The sequence below is a fragment of the Paenalicyclobacillus cellulosilyticus genome, assembly GCF_014647315.1.
Lineage (GTDB): Bacteria > Bacillota > Bacilli > Alicyclobacillales > Alicyclobacillaceae > Alicyclobacillus_J > Alicyclobacillus_J cellulosilyticus.
In genome coordinates this window covers 1-17,122 of sequence record NZ_BMOY01000034.1, presented here as the reverse complement: position 1 = coordinate 17,122, position 17,122 = coordinate 1, and the positions used below count along the sequence as shown (strand labels likewise).

11 protein-coding genes and 1 CRISPR repeat array are annotated in these 17,122 nt (G+C 63.7%); of the genes, 2 read left to right on the top strand and 9 right to left on the bottom strand.

The features are described 5' to 3' along the window. Positions 1-14 precede the first annotated feature (14 nt). The 3 genes from IEX97_RS10260 to IEX97_RS10250 all read right to left on the bottom strand — a co-directional run bounded on the left by IEX97_RS10260 (position 15) and on the right by IEX97_RS10250 (position 3,375). Positions 15-1,382, bottom strand: coding sequence for an ABC transporter substrate-binding protein (locus IEX97_RS10260; protein ID WP_229776804.1), 1,368 nt, complete (start codon positions 1,380-1,382; stop codon positions 15-17). Positions 1,383-1,562: 180 nt separating this feature from the next. After that, positions 1,563-2,492, bottom strand: a complete 930-nt coding sequence (locus IEX97_RS10255; protein ID WP_229776801.1) for a carbohydrate ABC transporter permease — start codon at positions 2,490-2,492, stop codon at positions 1,563-1,565. Continuing rightward, positions 2,482-3,375, bottom strand: a complete 894-nt coding sequence (locus tag IEX97_RS10250; RefSeq protein WP_229776803.1) for a carbohydrate ABC transporter permease — start codon at positions 3,373-3,375, stop codon at positions 2,482-2,484. Before IEX97_RS10250 ends, IEX97_RS10255 begins: the two co-directional genes overlap by 11 nt. Positions 3,376-3,734: 359 nt before the next feature. Here IEX97_RS10250 and IEX97_RS10245 point away from each other — a divergent pair, with 359 nt between their 5' ends. Together IEX97_RS10245 and IEX97_RS10240 are read left to right on the top strand one after the other, a co-directional pair. Continuing rightward, the gene (locus tag IEX97_RS10245; protein ID WP_188882820.1) at positions 3,735-5,861 is read left to right on the top strand and encodes a cellulose-binding protein; all 2,127 of its coding nucleotides are present in this window, start codon (positions 3,735-3,737) and stop codon (positions 5,859-5,861) included. Next, positions 5,861-7,045: a hypothetical protein gene (locus tag IEX97_RS10240; protein WP_188882819.1), complete on the top strand. Its 1,185-nt coding sequence runs from the start codon at positions 5,861-5,863 to the stop codon at positions 7,043-7,045. The genes IEX97_RS10245 and IEX97_RS10240 overlap by 1 nt, the downstream gene beginning before the upstream one ends. A 252-nt stretch (positions 7,046-7,297) precedes the next feature. Next, a CRISPR array of direct repeats spans positions 7,298-8,509; the repeat unit is 37 nt; unit sequence GTTGCTCCGCGGACGCTGTCCGCGGCCCCATTGAAGG. 102 nt (positions 8,510-8,611) lie between these two features. On the opposite strand, the gene IEX97_RS10235 is transcribed toward IEX97_RS10240, so the two are convergent. The 6 genes from IEX97_RS10235 to IEX97_RS10210 all read right to left on the bottom strand — a co-directional run bounded on the left by IEX97_RS10235 (position 8,612) and on the right by IEX97_RS10210 (position 17,027). Next, the gene (locus IEX97_RS10235) at positions 8,612-9,778 is read right to left on the bottom strand and encodes an ROK family transcriptional regulator (protein ID WP_188882817.1); all 1,167 of its coding nucleotides are present in this window, start codon (positions 9,776-9,778) and stop codon (positions 8,612-8,614) included. 83 nt (positions 9,779-9,861) lie between these two features. Continuing rightward, complete coding sequence (locus tag IEX97_RS10230) at positions 9,862-12,204, bottom strand: glycoside hydrolase family 3 N-terminal domain-containing protein (protein ID WP_188882816.1); 2,343 nt, start codon at positions 12,202-12,204, stop codon at positions 9,862-9,864. A 163-nt stretch (positions 12,205-12,367) separates the two neighbouring features. Continuing rightward, positions 12,368-13,252 (bottom strand): carbohydrate ABC transporter permease, encoded by an 885-nt coding sequence (locus IEX97_RS10225; protein WP_229776800.1) that lies wholly within the window; start codon positions 13,250-13,252, stop codon positions 12,368-12,370. 15 nt (positions 13,253-13,267) lie between these two features. Further along, positions 13,268-14,164: a carbohydrate ABC transporter permease gene (locus IEX97_RS10220; protein WP_229776799.1), complete on the bottom strand. Its 897-nt coding sequence runs from the start codon at positions 14,162-14,164 to the stop codon at positions 13,268-13,270. Positions 14,165-14,248: 84 nt separating this feature from the next. Then, entirely contained in the window at positions 14,249-15,550 is a 1,302-nt protein-coding gene (locus IEX97_RS10215) for an extracellular solute-binding protein (protein ID WP_188882814.1), read from the bottom strand. A 328-nt stretch (positions 15,551-15,878) separates the two neighbouring features. Continuing rightward, a complete protein-coding gene (locus IEX97_RS10210; RefSeq protein WP_308426202.1) occupies positions 15,879-17,027 on the bottom strand; it encodes a MalY/PatB family protein in 1,149 nt (382 codons plus the stop codon). Positions 17,028-17,122 lie beyond the last annotated feature (95 nt).

Sequence of the window (17,122 nt, the reverse complement as noted above, 5' to 3'; positions counted from 1 at the left end):
CGTTGGACCTCCTCTCACTTGCCTGCCAAGGCGTCGTCGATGGCCTTGGCCATGTTGGCGAGCGCCGCGTCGATGGGCTCGCTGCCAGCCACGGCGTTGGCGATGTGGGTGCTGGCGTTGGTCATCCCGGCGCCGAAGTTGGCCAGCCGCGGCGCGAAGAACGCGTACGGCAGCTCATTCGGTCCCACCGCTTGCTTCGGATGGGAGGCGATGAACTTCTTCCAGGCGGGATCGTTCAGCGCGCTCTTGCGGACCGGCAGGTAACCGGTGTTCTCCGCCCAGTCGATGGTGCTCTTGGGCGAGATGAGGTATTGGATATAGGTCAAGGCGGCTTGCCGCTCGGCGCTCGTGGCCGACTTAAAGAGCGCGAGGTTGGTCCCGCCGGTCGGCACGGCCATCACCTTGCCGCGCGGCAGCGGCGCCACCCCGTAGTGGAGATTTGGGTTCGTCAGGTACGTCATCGACGCCACGGTGTCGAGATCCATCGCGTAGGCGTTGGTGTTGAACCCGTCGGAGAGGTACGCGTTCGCGCCGATGACGGTCGCCGCCTTGTCGGTTTGGACGAGGCGGACCATGAACGACAAGGCCGCTTTGCCCGCCGCGTCGTTGAACGCCGCGCGGTTACGGGCGTCGAGATCGCGCCCGCCCGCCTGGCGCAGGAACATCTCGAACGTATAATAGTTGGCCTGCAGGCCGAGGCCGTAGGTGCCGTTCTTGGTCAGCTTCTTCGCGTCGGCCTCCAGCTCCGCCCAGGTCCGCGGCGGGTGCTGGATGCCGGCCTGGCGGAAATCGTCGAGATTGTAATAGAGGACATAGTCGGACCGGTTAAACGGCACGGAATAGAGTTTTCCATTGAAAGTGTTGTCGTCGATCCAGACCTGCGGGATGTCGGCGATCACGTTCTTCGGCAACAGGTTGCCGAGCGGCACGAGCAGACCGTCATCGATGAACTGCTGTTCCCACGTGTCCTGGACCTGGGCAATGGTCGGCGGCGTTCCCGCCGCGATGGCGGCAGTCAGTTTTTGTTGCAACGCGGCGTAGGTCGGCGCCACGACGAGATTGACCTTGATGTTCGGATGGGTCTGTTCGAACTGGTCGGTGAGCTTTGCCAGCTCCTTGCCGAGGGCGGCCGCCATGGCTTCGTAAAAGGTGATGGTGACCTGGTCCGCGGCGTGACGGGCCTTGGTTGCCGCACCCCGTTCCGGCGCATGCGCCTTGGCCTGCGCCAGTGCGGCGGTGGGCGTCCACGGTATCCCCGCTGCCGGCATCAGCGCCGCCGCGGCGCCACAGAGAGTGATGGCTGCAGACCACCGTATGTTCACCCGTCGTCCGTGCGGGTTGCCATGATTGATCCAGCGTGTCTTCTTGAAGCGCTCTTTCATCAACCGAAGACCTCCTTTAGAGGATGTGCTTTCAACCCTAAGGGATGAGCAAGGCGAGCCGCGCAGGCGGCCGCCGGAGTCCACGTTGTCGTCATCCTGGCGGACGCACGTATGGCGCGCACGGCAGGCACGGCGCGCACGGCGTGCACGTACGGTGCGCGCGCACACGATGCGATCGCGTCACTTCAAACCGGTGCGGGCGATGCCTTCCACGATGTACCGTTGGCCGAAGACGAACAGCACCAGCAAAGGCGCCATGCTGAACGTGGCCGCCGCCATCAACAGGTGGTACTGGGTGCCGGCGTCGCCGCTGAAGTTGAACAGCCCCACCGGCAATGTGAACAGCGACGATTGGTTGGCGACCACCACCACCCACAAAAACGCGTTCCAGGTCCCGATGAACTTGATGAGCCCTGCCGTGACCCAAACGGGTTTCGACGCGGGCAGGACGACCTGGAACAGTGTCCGGACGGGTGAACACCCGTCGGTTTCCGCCGCTTCGAACAACTCACGCGGCAGGGCGCGAAAGTACTGGGTCATGAGCAGGATGGTGAAGACGCTGACCAACCAGGGCACCATCAAGCCGGCATAGGTGTTCACCCAGTGCAGGCGGCTGATGGTCAGGTAGTTGGGAATGAGCATCACCTCGCCCGGAACCATCCAGGTGGCGAGCAGGACGAGAAACACCAGTCGCTTGCCGTAGAATTCCATCCGCGCCAGGGCGTAGGCCGCCATCGCGCCGAGCGTGAGATCGAACACTGTCTCGCAGGCGGAGATGAAAAAGCTGTTCAGGAAGTAGCGCCCGAAGGGGGCCGACCGCCAGGCGACGACATAGTTGATCCACGCGACGGGATGCGGGATCCACTGTGGACGCGGGCTCAGTACCTCTCCCGCCGGTTTCAGGGATGTGACCACCATCCACACGAACGGCACGGCCACATACAGGACGAGCAACACCGCAAGCAGGGCGGCCGGAACCTGGCGGACGCTGGCCGGGACGGCCCTGTGCGCCCGGAGGCTGGATGCCTGGCCAGCCCGCCGGGCGGTGGACCGGCCTTTGGAGGTTGCAGCCAACGCGCCGCGCGGCACCGGATCGGCATCAAAGCTCAACGTGCACCCTCCTCTGCCAGACAAGTTGGACGAGCGTGACCAAGAAGATGATGAAGAAGAGGATGAACGCGGCGGCGCACGCCTCGCCCATGCGATAGTTGCTGAAACCTTGCTCGTACATGTAGTAGAGCAGCGTGATGCCGCTGAAGTTCGGGCCTTCCGTGCCGGAGTAGAGCACGTAGACCTGCAGGAACACCTTGAACGCCTCGATGGTCACCAGCACCCAGGTGAACCAGAGCACAGGCGACAACAGCGGCAGGGTGATGTGGCGGAACTTGTGCCATGCCCCGGCGCCGTCGACCGCAGCCGCTTCGTAGAAGGCGCGATCGATGTTCTGCAATCCGGCGAGCAGGATCACCGCGACGTAACCCAGGTTCTGCCATACACCGTAGATGAGGAGATTGAGCAAAGTCAGGTGCGGGTTGAACAGCCAATTTTGCGGCGGCAACCCGAACTCGGCGAGGAGGGCGTTGAGCAGGCCGAACTGGCCGTTGAAGATCCACTGCCACAACACCCCGGTGGCGGCGAGCGACGTGACGTACGGCAACAACAACAGAGCGCGCATCACTTTTCGCCCCGGGATGCGGGCGTTGAGCGCGACGGCCGCCGCCAACCCGAGCCCGAGGACACACGGCACAAAGAGAAGGACGTAACATACCGTGTTGACCAGGGCCTTGTAAAACAGCGGATCGCGCAGGATGCGGACGTAGTTCGCGAGACCCACGAACGCCCGGTTGGCCGCGGTCAGCATATCCCAGTGGAGGAAGCTGACGACGAACGCCTCGCCGATGGGATACACGACGAACACGGCGGTGAGGACGAGCGCCGGAAACATCATCGCGTACGCCGACAACGTCCTGCGCCACGCCAGGGTCATTCTCATCACCTCACTTCGTCCTGCATCCATACGGTAGCGAAGGGATGTGCAAAAACGGCGAGGGATTTGTGAAGGGAGAGCGAAGGGTGTGTTCGTTTCTCGTCAACGCAGAGCGGCATCGTGAGACCAACGGGCGCCTTTCCCGGGCACGATTCTGTATTCTCCCGTCTTGTCGTATGATTCTCTGCATGCTAGACTAGCGATGTCGAAAGCGCTTTAATTTCTGTTTGGGCTTTTCGCGTATCTGCGTAAGCGAACAAGCAAAAGTCCGTTCCATCGTCCCGTATCTCTGAAAGCGCTTTAGACAGGCTCGCGGGACACGGCCTCTGGCAGGAGTTTCTACGCAAAGGAGTGAAGCTTAGCGCATGCGATCCCCTCGCCCTGCGTCTTTGGCGGCCACCATCGCGCTGACCACGCTGTGCACCGCCGCGCCGGCGGTGACGGCCCAGGCCGGCCGAGCAGACTTGACAGGCCAAACCGGGACCCGTGTTGCCGTCATCACCGTCAACGCCGCCGCTCCGGTGGCCACCGTGCCCAATACCGCGTTTGGCATCAATACGGCGGTATGGGACGGCCACCTGATGGATCCCATCGTCCCGGCGCGGATTCAAAAAACGGGGGCCACCGTGCTCCGTTACCCGGGCGGCTCCACCTCGGATGTGTACCACTGGCAGACGAACCAAGTGGAGAACGGCTGGGCGTGGCCGCAAGACAAGTTCGATAACTTCATGAAGGTGGTGCGGGCCGTCAAGGGGCAAGCCATCCTCACGGTGAACGCCGGAACCGGTACCGCCGAGGAAGCCGCCGCGTGGGTCAAGTACGCCAACGTGACACGCCGTTACGGCGTGAAATTCTGGGAGATTGGCAACGAGTTGTACGGCAACTGGGAAGCGGGGAACTTTGCCGGCAAGCCGGCCGACTACGCCAAGCGGGCCGTCACCTTCATCCGGGCGATGAAAGCGGTCGATCCGTCCATTCGGATTGGCGTGGACCTGGTGGCTCCGGGCACGGGAGACGATGCATGGAATGCGTCCGTGCTGTCCGCCATGAAGGACTTGGGCACCTTGCCCGATTTCGGGATCGTCCACTGGTATCCGCAGCAACCGGGAGGCGAATCGGACCCCGGGCTGTTACAATCCACCAACCAAATCGCCACCATGATGGACACCCTCAAGCAGCAACTCCAACCCTACGGCCATATCCCGGTGTTCGTCACGGAAACCAACAGCGTCTCGTACAACCCGGGCAAGCAATCGACCAGCCTGGTCAATGCGCTGTTTTTGGCCGACGACCTGCTCGATTGGATCCAGGCTGGCGCGGTCAACGTGGACTGGTGGGACCTGCATAACGGCCCGGTCACGCCGCCGGATGCCAATGTCAGCTCGTCCTTGTACGGAAATACCCGATTTGGTGACTATGGACTGCTCGCGAACGGAGAAAGCAAAGGCAACATCACCGAACCCCCTGCCAACACGCCGTTCCCGGCTTACTACGGGTTCCAGATGGTCGCCCCCTTCGCCGTGGCGGGAGCCAAACTGGTGGGAGCGGGATCGAGCACAGAGACGCTCGCCGCCCATGCAGCCCAGCTCCCGAATGGCGACCTGGTGGTGATGATCATCAACCGTGATCCGGCACAGACGTATCATGTCCAGCTGCAAATCGAAGGGGCATCTGTCAAGGCGCGTGCGACCAAGCTGTGGTACGGCATGCACACCAACGCACCTGTCCAACAACCGGTGGCCAATGTCCAACAGGGATTGGATGTCCCGCCCTACTCCATCACCGACTTGGTCCTGCACACGCAGCCAACGACCGTACCGGGCAAGGTGCAGCTGGCGGATCGTACCGAGGTGCGCTATCCAAGCATCCGCCCAGGATACACCCAACAGATGCTGACAACCCTTTCCTGCCGGCAAGGGCAGGTGCGCAACGCCACGGTGGCTTTGGAGCTTTATGATGCCAGCGGGCGCATGGCTGCGCAAAAAACGGTGCGCGGCGTCTCGCTGCAAGCGGGTCAAACGACCCAGCCGCTGTCGCTGACGTGGAAGGTGCCCGACATCCAAGGGACGTACACCGTACAGGCGTTTGTCTTCGGCCAAGACGGAACCATGTGGTATCGCAATGCCCACGCCGGAAAGTTCACGGTCACAAAGCCCGATCCGCCCGTCGTCACGGCCAAGGTGTCGCTGTCGGCCGCCACGGTCAAGGTGGGTACACCCGTCACCATCACCACCAGGTATACGGAAACCGCGCCGACCGGGTATTTGACGAACGGGCTGCTCGTGCAGTACGTCTTTACGGGCGACGGGAAGTTCGTGGCGCAAAGCGCGCCCAGCGCGAACCTGGCGCCTGGACAGACCATTACGGAGACGTGGACCTGGACACCGGAACAACCCGGGATCTACAAGTTCCCGCAAGGCGTGTTCACGAGCAACTGGAAGTTGCTGCAGTGGATTGACCAGGCGGCGCCGACGCTGACCGTGACGGAGTGATGCCGGCCGCAAACGTCGATTGGTGGGACCTGCACAACGGGCCGGTGACAGCGCCCGACGCCAACGTCAGCAGCTCGCTCTACGGGGACTACCAGTTTGGGGATTACGGGTTGTTGTCGAACGGCGGATCGCAAAACGGGATTTCGGAACCGCCTGCGGAGACACCGTTCCCTGACTACTATGGATATCAATTGGTCGCCCCCATCGCCGTGCCAGGTGCCACGATGGTCGGCAGCGGCGCAAGCACCGATGCTTTGGCAACACATGCCACGGTACTCCCGAACGGAGACGTGGCGGTGATGATCATCAACAAGGACCCGAACCAGGCGTATCATGTGCAATTGAATTTGGAAGGAGTGCTCGCGAAGGGCCCGGCGGCGAAAATCGTCTATGGCAAAGACACCCGCGTACCGCGGTTCGGGGCGGTACAGGATGTGGACCAAGGCGTCGACGTCGCACCGTACTCCATCACGGACCTGATCATTCCGCACCAGAACGGACATCAGCCCCAGGGGCCGCAACTCACCGACCAGACCAGTGTCGCCAATCCGACCATCAAGCCGGGTTACACCCAGACGGTGACGACCACGTTCACGGACACCCGGGCCGAGGTGCGCGACGCGACGCTGGACGTGGAGATCTACAACCCAGCGGGCCAACTTGTGGGCCAGCAGACGGTGCCGCATGTCTCGCTCAAGCCCGGTCAGACGTCCAATCCGGTGATACTTTCCTGGAAGGTGCCGGACGTGCAAGGGACGTACACGGTGAAGACGTTCGTCTTCGGCCGGGACGGGGCCGCCACGTATGAGGCCAATTTGAACGCAGGAACGTTCACGGTGACGCAGCCCGATCCGCCCGTCATCTCGGCGTCCGTATCGCTCTCGGCGACCACCGTGACGGTCGGGACACCCGTGACCATCACGACGACGTACACGGAGACCGCGCCGACCGGGTATCTGACCAACGGTCTCTTGGTACAGTATGTCTTTACCGACAACTGGCAGTGGGTCGCACAGAATGCGCCCAGCGCGAGCCTCGCGCCTGGACAGACCATCACCGAGACGTGGACGTGGACGCCCACCCAGCCGGGGACGTACATCTTCCCGGAAGGCGTGTTCACCAGCAACTGGTCACTGATCCAGTGGATCAACCATTCCGACGTCAAACTGACGGTGACGAATTGAGTGGATATGCACGGCGTACGCCGAAGGTATATGGGGCTTAGCCCGGCAGGGGCAGGTAAGTTGCGCGAACCCCGAGTGATGGGTAAAACCCGGGGGGTTCGCGGATCTGCGGAAACCCGCGATAAATCTGGATTTTTCGAGGAGAGCGAGGTACAATGGGGGCGTGGAATTGATGGTGTGACCCCCCTCCCACGAGGAGGTTCGCGGAAAAAGGCGCAAAGCCCGCGCCGTATCTAGGCACAAGGACGAAGGGTTGCTCCGCGGACGCTGTCCGCGGCCCCATTGAAGGGCTGCTTTGGTCGTACAGCCGGTAGAACGCCTCGGTTGCTCCGCGGACGCTGTCCGCGGCCCCATTGAAGGTTTTGATAGCTCAAACTCCTTCACAGATTGATAAGCGTTGCTCCGCGGACGCTGTCCGCGGCCCCATTGAAGGAGTTCAGGATCAAGGGAGACTTGTACATGTTTGAGCAGTTGCTCCGCGGACGCTGTCCGCGGCCCCATTGAAGGTCGGATCGTTGCCAAGGCACTCTGCCCATATCTCGTTGCTCCGCGGACGCTGTCCGCGGCCCCATTGAAGGGAGGCCAGCCCCATCGACAGCAAATGGTCCGCAAGTTGCTCCGCGGACGCTGTCCGCGGCCCCATTGAAGGAGTACACCGCCAGTCACTCCGGACACCCTACGGAGGTTGCTCCGCGGACGCTGTCCGCGGCCCCATTGAAGGTCAAGTTTGCGAACGTTATATCCTGTTGTTCCTTCGTTGCTCCGCGGACGCTGTCCGCGGCCCCATTGAAGGTTAAAAGAGTGGCAAAAAATCGCTGAGCTAGAGACGCGCGTTGCTCCGCGGACGCTGTCCGCGGCCCCATTGAAGGTTTGCGTTTGTTCTGGTTGGTGGTTGGGCTGGCCTCTTGTTGCTCCGCGGACGCTGTCCGCGGCCCCATTGAAGCTCCTAGCGGTCCCCACGAAGACCGGAACAGCACAGCGACGTTGCTCCGCGGACGCTGTCCGCGGCCCCATTGACCTTTTTAGACCAGCGTATATCGGAATCACAATCTCAGGGGTTGCTCCGCGGACGTTGTCCGCGGCCCCATTGAAGCACAGTGGGCTTACCAGCTTGAGCAGACTGGCCAGCTTAGTTGCTCCGCGGACGTTGTCCGCGGCCCTATTGAAGGGTTTACCCGTATCCGCTGGCGGACCTGGTGGACGACCCGGTTGCTCCGCGGACGCTGTCCGCGGCCCCATTGAAGGACTGATAAGCCGTCAGAAGAGATCCGCGCCCAACGTTGCTCCGCGGACGCTGTCCGCGGCCCCATTGAAGCTCGGCCACCCGCGAGCAGGATGAGGTGCTGGAGTTCCGTTGCTCCGCGGACGTTGTCCGCGGCCCCATTGAAGCAGTGACGCGCTCCGGGCGCCCAACTCCACCCGCGCGAGTTACTCCGCGGACACAGTCCGCGGCCCCATTGGAGGCGCGCCGCGCCCGAGCCCCCTGAGAAACAGGCGGCTGGGGGACGTGCCGTAGCCGCACCCCGTTTCCAAACCCCCGTCCCCACGGGCCCCGTCGCCGACTGCTCACTCCGTCCGCGGCAACGCGAAGTACGCCTGCAGCGCGAGCGACGCCGCGCCAATCGCACACGCGTCACGGCCGAGCCGGCCCAGGCTGACGGTCGTCCGAAAGTACGGCTGGGCGAAGCTGCGCGTCATCAGCACCCGTTCCACCGCGGCAAGGAGCACGTCCCCGCCGTCGGCCAGGCGATTGCCGAGAATCACGCGCTCCGGATTCAGGCCGTGGACGATGTTCGTGATGCCGATGCCCAGGTACTCGCCCGTCTCCCGCATCGCCGCCACCGCGTCCGCGTCGCCCGCCGCCAAGCGCGCGAAGTACGTGTCCGCATCCACCCGCTCGCCGCGGCGAGCCTGATAGCGGCGCAGGCAACTCGTGAGCGACGCGTACACCTCCAGACAGCCGCGCCCGCCGCACGAGCACGCTTCCCCGTTCACATCAATCACCATGTGCCCGAACTCCCCGGCGAGGCCGCCCGCGCCCCGGACGAGATCGCGCCCGAGGACAATCCCGGCGCCGATGCCGGTGCTGGCGCTGATGTACACCAGGCTGTCGGCGTCCATCCCGGCGCCGAGCCACTTCTCCCCCAGCGCCCCGGCGTTGGCTTCGTTGTCCACGTACACCGCATACGGCCACGCGCCGGTGACGATGTCCCGCAGCGGCACGTCGCGCCAATGCAGGTTCGGCGCGTTCTGCACCACCCCGGCGTCAAAGTTGACCAACCCCGGCACGCCGATGCCGATGCCGAGCACGCCGAGCGGCGCCTGCGGTGCGGCCCGCAGCAGCGCGGCGATGAGATCGTGCAACCGCGCCACCGCGCGGGCGACGTCGGCGAGATCGGCCGCCGCCACCTGCTCACGGTACACCGGCTGACCGTCGAGGTCGGTGAGCACACCGCGCAATCCGTCCACCTCGATCTCGATGCCCACCGCGAACCCGGCGCGCGGGTTGAAGCGAATGAGCATCGGCGGCCGGCCGACGGACGAAGGCCCGGGCCCGATTTCCTCCGCCAACCCAAGGGCGAGCCACTCCTCCACGATGTTGGAGACGGTCGCCTTGTTGATCCCTGAGAGCTGCGCCAGCTCAGCCCTGGAGACAGGCCCGCGGCTGCGCAACAGATCGAGGGCGATGGCTTGGTTCCATTCTTTGACGAGCGTCTGGTCTCCCGTGCGCACCCGCGTTCCCTCCAACCTTCATGCTGAAACGTCCGGGCGGCGGGACGCCCGCCCCGCCACCCTGAGATGAGGTCGTCCGCCGATCACGCCACCGGTTCCGCCTTCACCTTCGTCGTGAACACCTTGTCGCAGGCGACCGGCCCGTCTCCGCGGATGGTAAACCGTCCCGTCAGGCGCAGGTCCGCCGACGAGGCGCCGATGTGGACCTCCACCTCACCCGGTTCCACGATATATCGCATATTTCGATCGTAAAACCCAAGCTGGCGCACGTCCAGCGTGAACGTCACCCGCTTCGCCTCACCCGGCGCAAGCGCCACGCGGCAGAACCCGCGCAACTCCAGCACCGGCCGCGTCACGCTCGCCGCCACGTCGTGGACGTACAGCTGCACGACCTCCTCGCCCGCGCGCGGACCCACATTCTCGACCACGCACGACACCTCGACCTGGCCCGTGGCGCCAACCGTCTCCGGAGTGACGGCGAGATCGCGATACGCAAAACGGGTGTACGAGAGGCCGTGGCCGAACGGATACAGCGGCAGGTTGCTCGTATCCACGTAGGCGCCTTTCCAGTGCGAGCGGCCGCCCGACGGCTTGTGGGCGTAGAACACCGGCACCTGGCCCGCCGTGCGCGGCACGGTGATGGGCAGACGGCCAGCCGGGTTGTAATCCCCGAACAGGACATCCGCCACCGCCTGCGCGCCCTCCTCGCCCGGCAGCCACGCCGCGAGGACGGCCGGGACGTGCTCGGCGATCCAGGTGACGGCGAGCGGCCGGCCGCTGACGAGCACCACCACCGTCGGCGTCCCGGTCGCCACCACCTCACGCACCAACCGCTCCTGCTGGCCGAGGAGGCCGAGCGTGGCCCGGTCGCGCGCCTCGCCCGTGGTGCAGTCGTCGGTGAGGCCGGCCTTGTCGCCGACGATCACGATGGCCACGTCCGCACCCTGCGCCGCCGCCACCGCCTCCGGGATGCCCGCGTCGTCGTCGCCCAGGATGTCGCACCCTTTGGCGTACACCACCTCGGTCTGCGGCGAGACCTTCTCGCGGATGGCGGCGAGGATGGTCGTCATGGGGACGAATTGATCCACCGCCTGGATGTCGTCCGGCATCGCCGTGTGGAAGACGTTGGCGTCGTCCTTCATCTCGAGCAGCGTCTCGATGTGGCACGGGTACGCGTAGTCACCCACCAGGTTGCGGATGGTGTCGGCGTTCGGGCCAAGCACGGCAATCCGGCGCAGCGACTTGGACAGCGGCAACAGGTCGCCGTCGTTCTTGAGCAGGACGATGGACTTCTGCGCCGCCTCGCGTGCCAGGGCGCGCTGCGCCGGCGTGTCGAAGACAGCGAGGGCGGCGTCGGGATCGACGAACGGGTTGTCGAACAACCCGAGCCGGAACTTCATGGTGAGCACGCGGCGCACGAGCCGCTCCACGTCCTCCAGGCTGACAAGGCCCTGTTCCAACGCTCGCCGCAAGGCGTCGTGGTAGATGTCGCGGCTCGGCAGCTCCACGTCGACGCCGCAGGCCACCGCGTAGCGCGCCGCCTCCTCGCGTGTGCTCGCCACGCGGTGGTACTCGAACAGGTTGGCGATGGCGAAGTAGTCGGAGACGACGATGCCGTCAAACCCCCACTCCCGGCGCAGGATGTCGTGGAGCAACTCCCGGGAACTGTGGCAGGGGATGCCGTCCAGCTCGTGGTACCCCGGCATGATGGACGCAATCTTCGCCTCTTTCACCACCGCCTCGAACGGGTGCAAGTACACCTCGCGCAGCTCGCGCGGCGGGATGTGGGCGGGCGCCCAGTTCATGCCCCCCTCCGACGCGCCGTAGCCGACGAAGTGCTTGCCGGTGGCCGCCACGCCGCGGCACAGGTCGTCCCCCTGCAGGCCGCGGACGTACGCGATGCCCATCTGGCTGACCAGGTACGGATCCTCGCCGAACGTCTCCTCGACGCGGCCCCAGCGCGGGTCCCGCGTCACGTCGAGCAGCGGCGCCAGCGCCTGCTGCGCCCCAGCGGCCCGCATCTGATCGCGGATGACCTCGCCGATGCGCATTGCGAGTTCGGTATCGAACGAGCTCGCAATGCCGATGGTCTGCGGGAAGCAGGTGGCGCCTTTCGCCATGTAGCCGCTGCACGACTCTTCGTGCACGATGGCCGGGATGCGCAGGCGCGTCTTGGTGAGGAGGAACTCCTGGATCTGGTTGGCCACCCGCGCCGTTTCCCGGGCATCGAGGTTCGTCGCCCCGCCGATGCGGGTGATCTGGCCGATGCCGTGGTGTAGCAGCGCCTCCGCCTTCTTCGGCGAGAACGCCTGACCCTCCAAGACCTCGTACGACCAGATGGAACCGAGTTGTGCCAGCTTCTCATCCAGCGTCATCTGGGCGATGAGCTCGTCCACTTGCTTCGCGATGTGTTGTTCTTCGTGCATGCGGGTGGTCCCTCCTCTGCGGGGATGTCATGTGCGGCTGCGGACAACCGCCGCAGCGCGGCGCGGCCAGGCACGGCCGCCTTTCCTTCCGGCATGCCGCCCTCCCGTGCAGGCGGCAGCCTTTCCATGCCGACGGCGCCCTCCCTTCCGGCGCGGCCGCCGTTCACTTGCTGAAGCCGGCAAGCATGCCGCGCAGCAAGTACTGGCGGCCGAACGCATACGCCAGGATGAGCGGCAACGCCGACAGGATGACGAACGCCATGATGGCCGGGACGTTCATCGTGTACTGGCCCTGGAAGTTCGTGATGGCCAGTGGCAGCACGCGGCTGGCGTCGCTCTGGGTGAGCACCAGCGGGAACAGAAAGTTGTTCCACGCCTGCACGAAGTCGTAGATGCTCACCGAGATGAGCGCCGAGCGCGACAGCGGCACGACCAGGTGGCGCAACAGAATGAAGTCGGTCGCACCGTCCAGGTACATCGATTCGTACAGTTCGCGCGGAATGTCGCGGATGAAGTTGACGAGAATGAGAATGGTCAAAGGCAGCCCGAACGCCACCGACGGCAAAATGAGCCCGATGAGTGTATCGTACAGATGGATGACGTTGGTCACCAGCACGTACACCGGGATGATGGCCGCCTGGATCGGCAGCGACAGCCCCACCAAGAACACATTGAACACCAGCCGCACAAACCGGTTTTGCGTCTGCACCACCACGTACGCCAAAAGCAGGGAGCAAGCCACAATCAACGCCACCGTGCACACGGAGACGATCACGCTGTTCAAAAAGTAATGGGCGAACCCGGTTTGAAACACGGTGGCGTAGTTCTCAAACGTCGGGTGGGCGCTCGGCAACCACGGAATGCCCATGAGGTACCCCTGCTGCGAGCGCAGGCTGGTGATGAGGATATAGAACACAGGATAAAACGCGAACACCAGCCAGACGGTCCCCGCCAGGGCGACGGCCACCTGATACCAGGCGAGCGGCTGGCGCCACCAGGACCGCCGCGCGGTCGCCCTTGCCCCGGCCGCACCCACTCCGTGTTCCACGTGCTGCATCCTTGCTCACATCCCTTCCAGCTGGCTTTCCATGCGGTTGAAGCGGGACAGCCGCAGCAGGAGGATGGACAGGGCGACACCGGCGACCGCGAGGATGACCGCCATCACGCTGCCCACCCCGATGTTCTCGTTAAGAAATGCCTGTTTGTACATATCCATCGGCAGGATGAGCGTCGCGTCGCCCGGCCCGCCGCCGGTGAGCACGTAGATCAGGTCAAAGTACGTGAGCGATCCGGTCAGGATGAGGACGGTGGACGTGATGAACGTGTACTTCAGCTGCGGCAGCGTGATCGAAAAGAACATCCGCACGGGACCGGCGCCGTCGATGCGGGCCGCCTCGTACAGCGATTCGGGGATCTGCCGCGCCCCGCTGTGATATAGCAACGAATGAAACGGGATGAACTGCCACGAGATGATGGCCGCGACGACGATGAGCGCCGTGCTGGGCTCGCCGAGCCAGTTTTCATTCCCTGTGCCCAGCCCGGTCGCTTTGAGCAACGCATCGAGCAAGCCGAAATTCGGATTGAGGATGTACGACCAGGTCACACCCACCGCCACCGAGGAGAACAGGAGCGGCGTGAAGTAGAACACGCCGTACACCGCGCGGTACTTCTGGTCGCCGGCCAAAAACACCCCGATGAGCAGGCTGAGCGGCGTCTGCATCACCCACGACAAGACCATGATCTCGATGGTCAGGCGGATGGCATGCCACGCCTCACCGCTGGCGAACACGGTCTGCCAATTGGCGAAGCCCACCCATTGCGGGGTGGACAACCCGTTCCAGTTCAAGAAGCTGTAATACACCGCCACCAGCATCGGGATGAGGGCGAAGACAAGGAAAAACAGCACGGCCGGGACCATCATCAGCCACCGCTGTCCGTTCATTGCGGACGTGTTTTGCACGAGCTACACCTCTTTTCTTCCGCCATGCGGCGGAAATGGCCCCGCTGCCGCGAGGCCATTTCCGATGGTCCGGACGCCCGGCGATCACTTGCCGATATACTTGTTCATGTCGGCCGAGAACTGCTGCGGCGTCATCTGCAGGAGGAACAGCTTGCCGAGATCGGTGAGCAACTCCTGCGCTTGCGCCGGCGAGAGCGCCTGGTCCCAGGACATCTGGAAGTTGGGCGCGTTTTTCACCAGATCGTAATTGAACGTCAAGAAATCCCCGAACTTCGCTTGCTTGAGATCTTTCTCAATCCCCTTGACCGGCGGCACGTTGCCGATGTTGATCCAGTCCTTCACGTTCTGCCCGGTGAGCACCGCATCCCGGAGGAACGTGACCGCCGCCTGCGGGTTCTTCGATGCCTTGGAAATGGAGTAATAGCCCGACGGATTGCCGGCGATGTCATTCGGATTGCCCTTGCCGCCCGGCACCGACGGGAACGGGAACCAGCCCAGATTGCCTTGATCGATCATCGCTTTATTATTCGAGTATACAGTATTGAACTCCCAGGAGCCCATCAACTCCATCGCTGCTCTCCCAGTGAAGAGCAACGAGGTGGATGCCGCGTTGTCGTAGCTGACCGAGCTGAAGCCGGGCTCAAACGCCTTCATCTTGACCAGCTGCTGGATCATGGTGTTGGCCTTGATGAATGCCGGATTGGACCATGCGTTCTTCTTGCCGGCCAGCACCGCGTTGAACGCCTCCGGCCCGCCGATGCGGTCGACCAAATACTCCTCGTACATCAGATTCGGCCAGAGATCCTTGCCGCCAAGGGTGATGGGGATGACGCCGTTCTTGTTAAACACCTTGATGGCATTGAGCAGCTGGTTCCACGTTTTAGGTATGGCGACATGATATTTCTGGAAAAGCTGTTTGTTGTAGAAGAAGTACACGGGTTGCACACCTGTGTACGGAACCCCGTAGATGTGGCCGTTGAACGTCACCGGCTTCATCACGGACGGCAAGAACCGGTTCTTCCACTGCGGGTCTTTGTTGATGTCGGACGTCAGGTCGTACACGTCCCCCGCGTCGATGTACGACTTGAGGATACCGCCGCCCCAGCCCATGAAAATGTCCGGCGGGTTGTGCGCACCCATGGCGATGAGGATCTTCTGCTTGTACGGACCGTTCTGGAACCACTGGGGCTGCACGTGGATGTCAGGATGAGATTGATTAAAACGATCGATCATCTGTTTGATGACCTGTTGGACTTGCCCCGTCTGGATATCCCACAACGTGATGTTTACTTTCTGTGCTGCACCGGCGGAAAGGTTGCACCCCGCCAGCACGCTGGCCGACAGCAAAGCCGTGGCTCCGGCGGACATCCACAAAGACTTTTTCATACCCGCACCCCTCTTCACTCTATTATTTTGGATACGCAACAAACAAAAAGACGACAAACCGACGGCACGTTAGAAGTTGGCGACGCCTGCGCCTGCTTTCGTGTCCGTCCTGACCCCCTCTCCCCTGCTTGTTCAACCAACCGCACGCCATAGCGGGCGTGAATCCGGTTACAAGCCGTATTGTATCAATTCCGTGACAGTTGGACAAGCAGGTCCACTCTTTTCCTCTCCTCTTCCGCTTCCGTTTCCGTCGTTTCATCTGCCGCTCTGCCCCGTGCCGCGACCGGCCACGGGGCAGACATGACAGGCAGCGTGGGCAGATGCTTATTTACGCGCGACGCTGTCCGGAACCCTTATCCCGCGCGGCCACCGCACGCTCGATGCGCAAAATGCCCTCCTCGAGCGTCGCCCGCGGGCAGGCGATGTTCATCCGCATGAACCCTTCGCCGCCCGTGCCGAACGATGCGCCGGCGTTGAGCCCCACCTTCGCCTCTTGGCACAGGAAGCGAGCCAGGGCGTCGTCGTCGAGGCCGAGGTCGCGGCAGTCGAGCCAGACCAAGTACGTCCCTTCCGGGCGCAGGGCGCGAATGGGAAATTCCCCCGCGAACGCCGCGCATACCCGGCGCAGATTTTCATCCAGATAGCGGAGCAGCCGGTCCAGCCACGCGTCGCCATGCCGGTACGCCGCTTCCAACGCCACGGCGGAGAGGGTATGGAGCGAGGTCATGGCCAGGTTGCCGAGCGTGGCGGCAAAGCGGCGGCGCAAGGCTTCGTTCGGGATGACGGCGGTGGACACATGCAAGCCGGGGATGTTGAACGTCTTCGTCGGCGCGTTGCACGTCACCGTGATGTCGGCGAACGCCTCGTCGAGGGACGCCAACGGTACATGGCGGTGGCCAGGGTAGACGAGATCGCAGTGGATCTCGTCCGCTACGACGATGACCCCGTGCTTGGCGCACAGCTCGCCGAACCGGCGCAGCTCGTCCGCCGTCCAGACGCGCCCCACCGGGTTGTGCGGACTGCAGAGGAACACCAGCTTGACCCCGTCACGCAATTGGGCCTCCAGGTGATCCAAATCCATCTCGTAGCGGCCGCCGCGGAGGATGAGCGGGTTCTCCACGACCATGCGGCCGTTGCGCCGCACCACGTCGCGAAACGGCGGGTAAACCGGCGGCTGGATCAGCACCTTGTCGCCGGGTTCGGTGAACGCGAGCACGCTCACCACCAAAGACGTCACCACACCGGGGCTGTAGACGAGCCACTCCGTACGGAGCGCCCACCCGTGGCGGCGGGCGAACCAACCGGCGATGGCTTCGTAATACGCGTCGGTCGGCACGGTGTAGCCGAACACCCCGTGCGCCACCCGCGCCTGCAGGGCGTCGAGCACCGCCTGCGGTGCGGCGAAGTCCATGTCGGCCACCCACATCGGCAACACGTCGGGCGCGCCGAAGCGCGCCTCGAGCTGGTCCCACTTCAGGGATGCCGTGCCGCGCCGCTCGATCTCAAGTTTGACAGTTAGACCCCCTGGGTCGAGGGTACGAACCGCGCTACGGCGCGGTTTTTTCGCCGTTC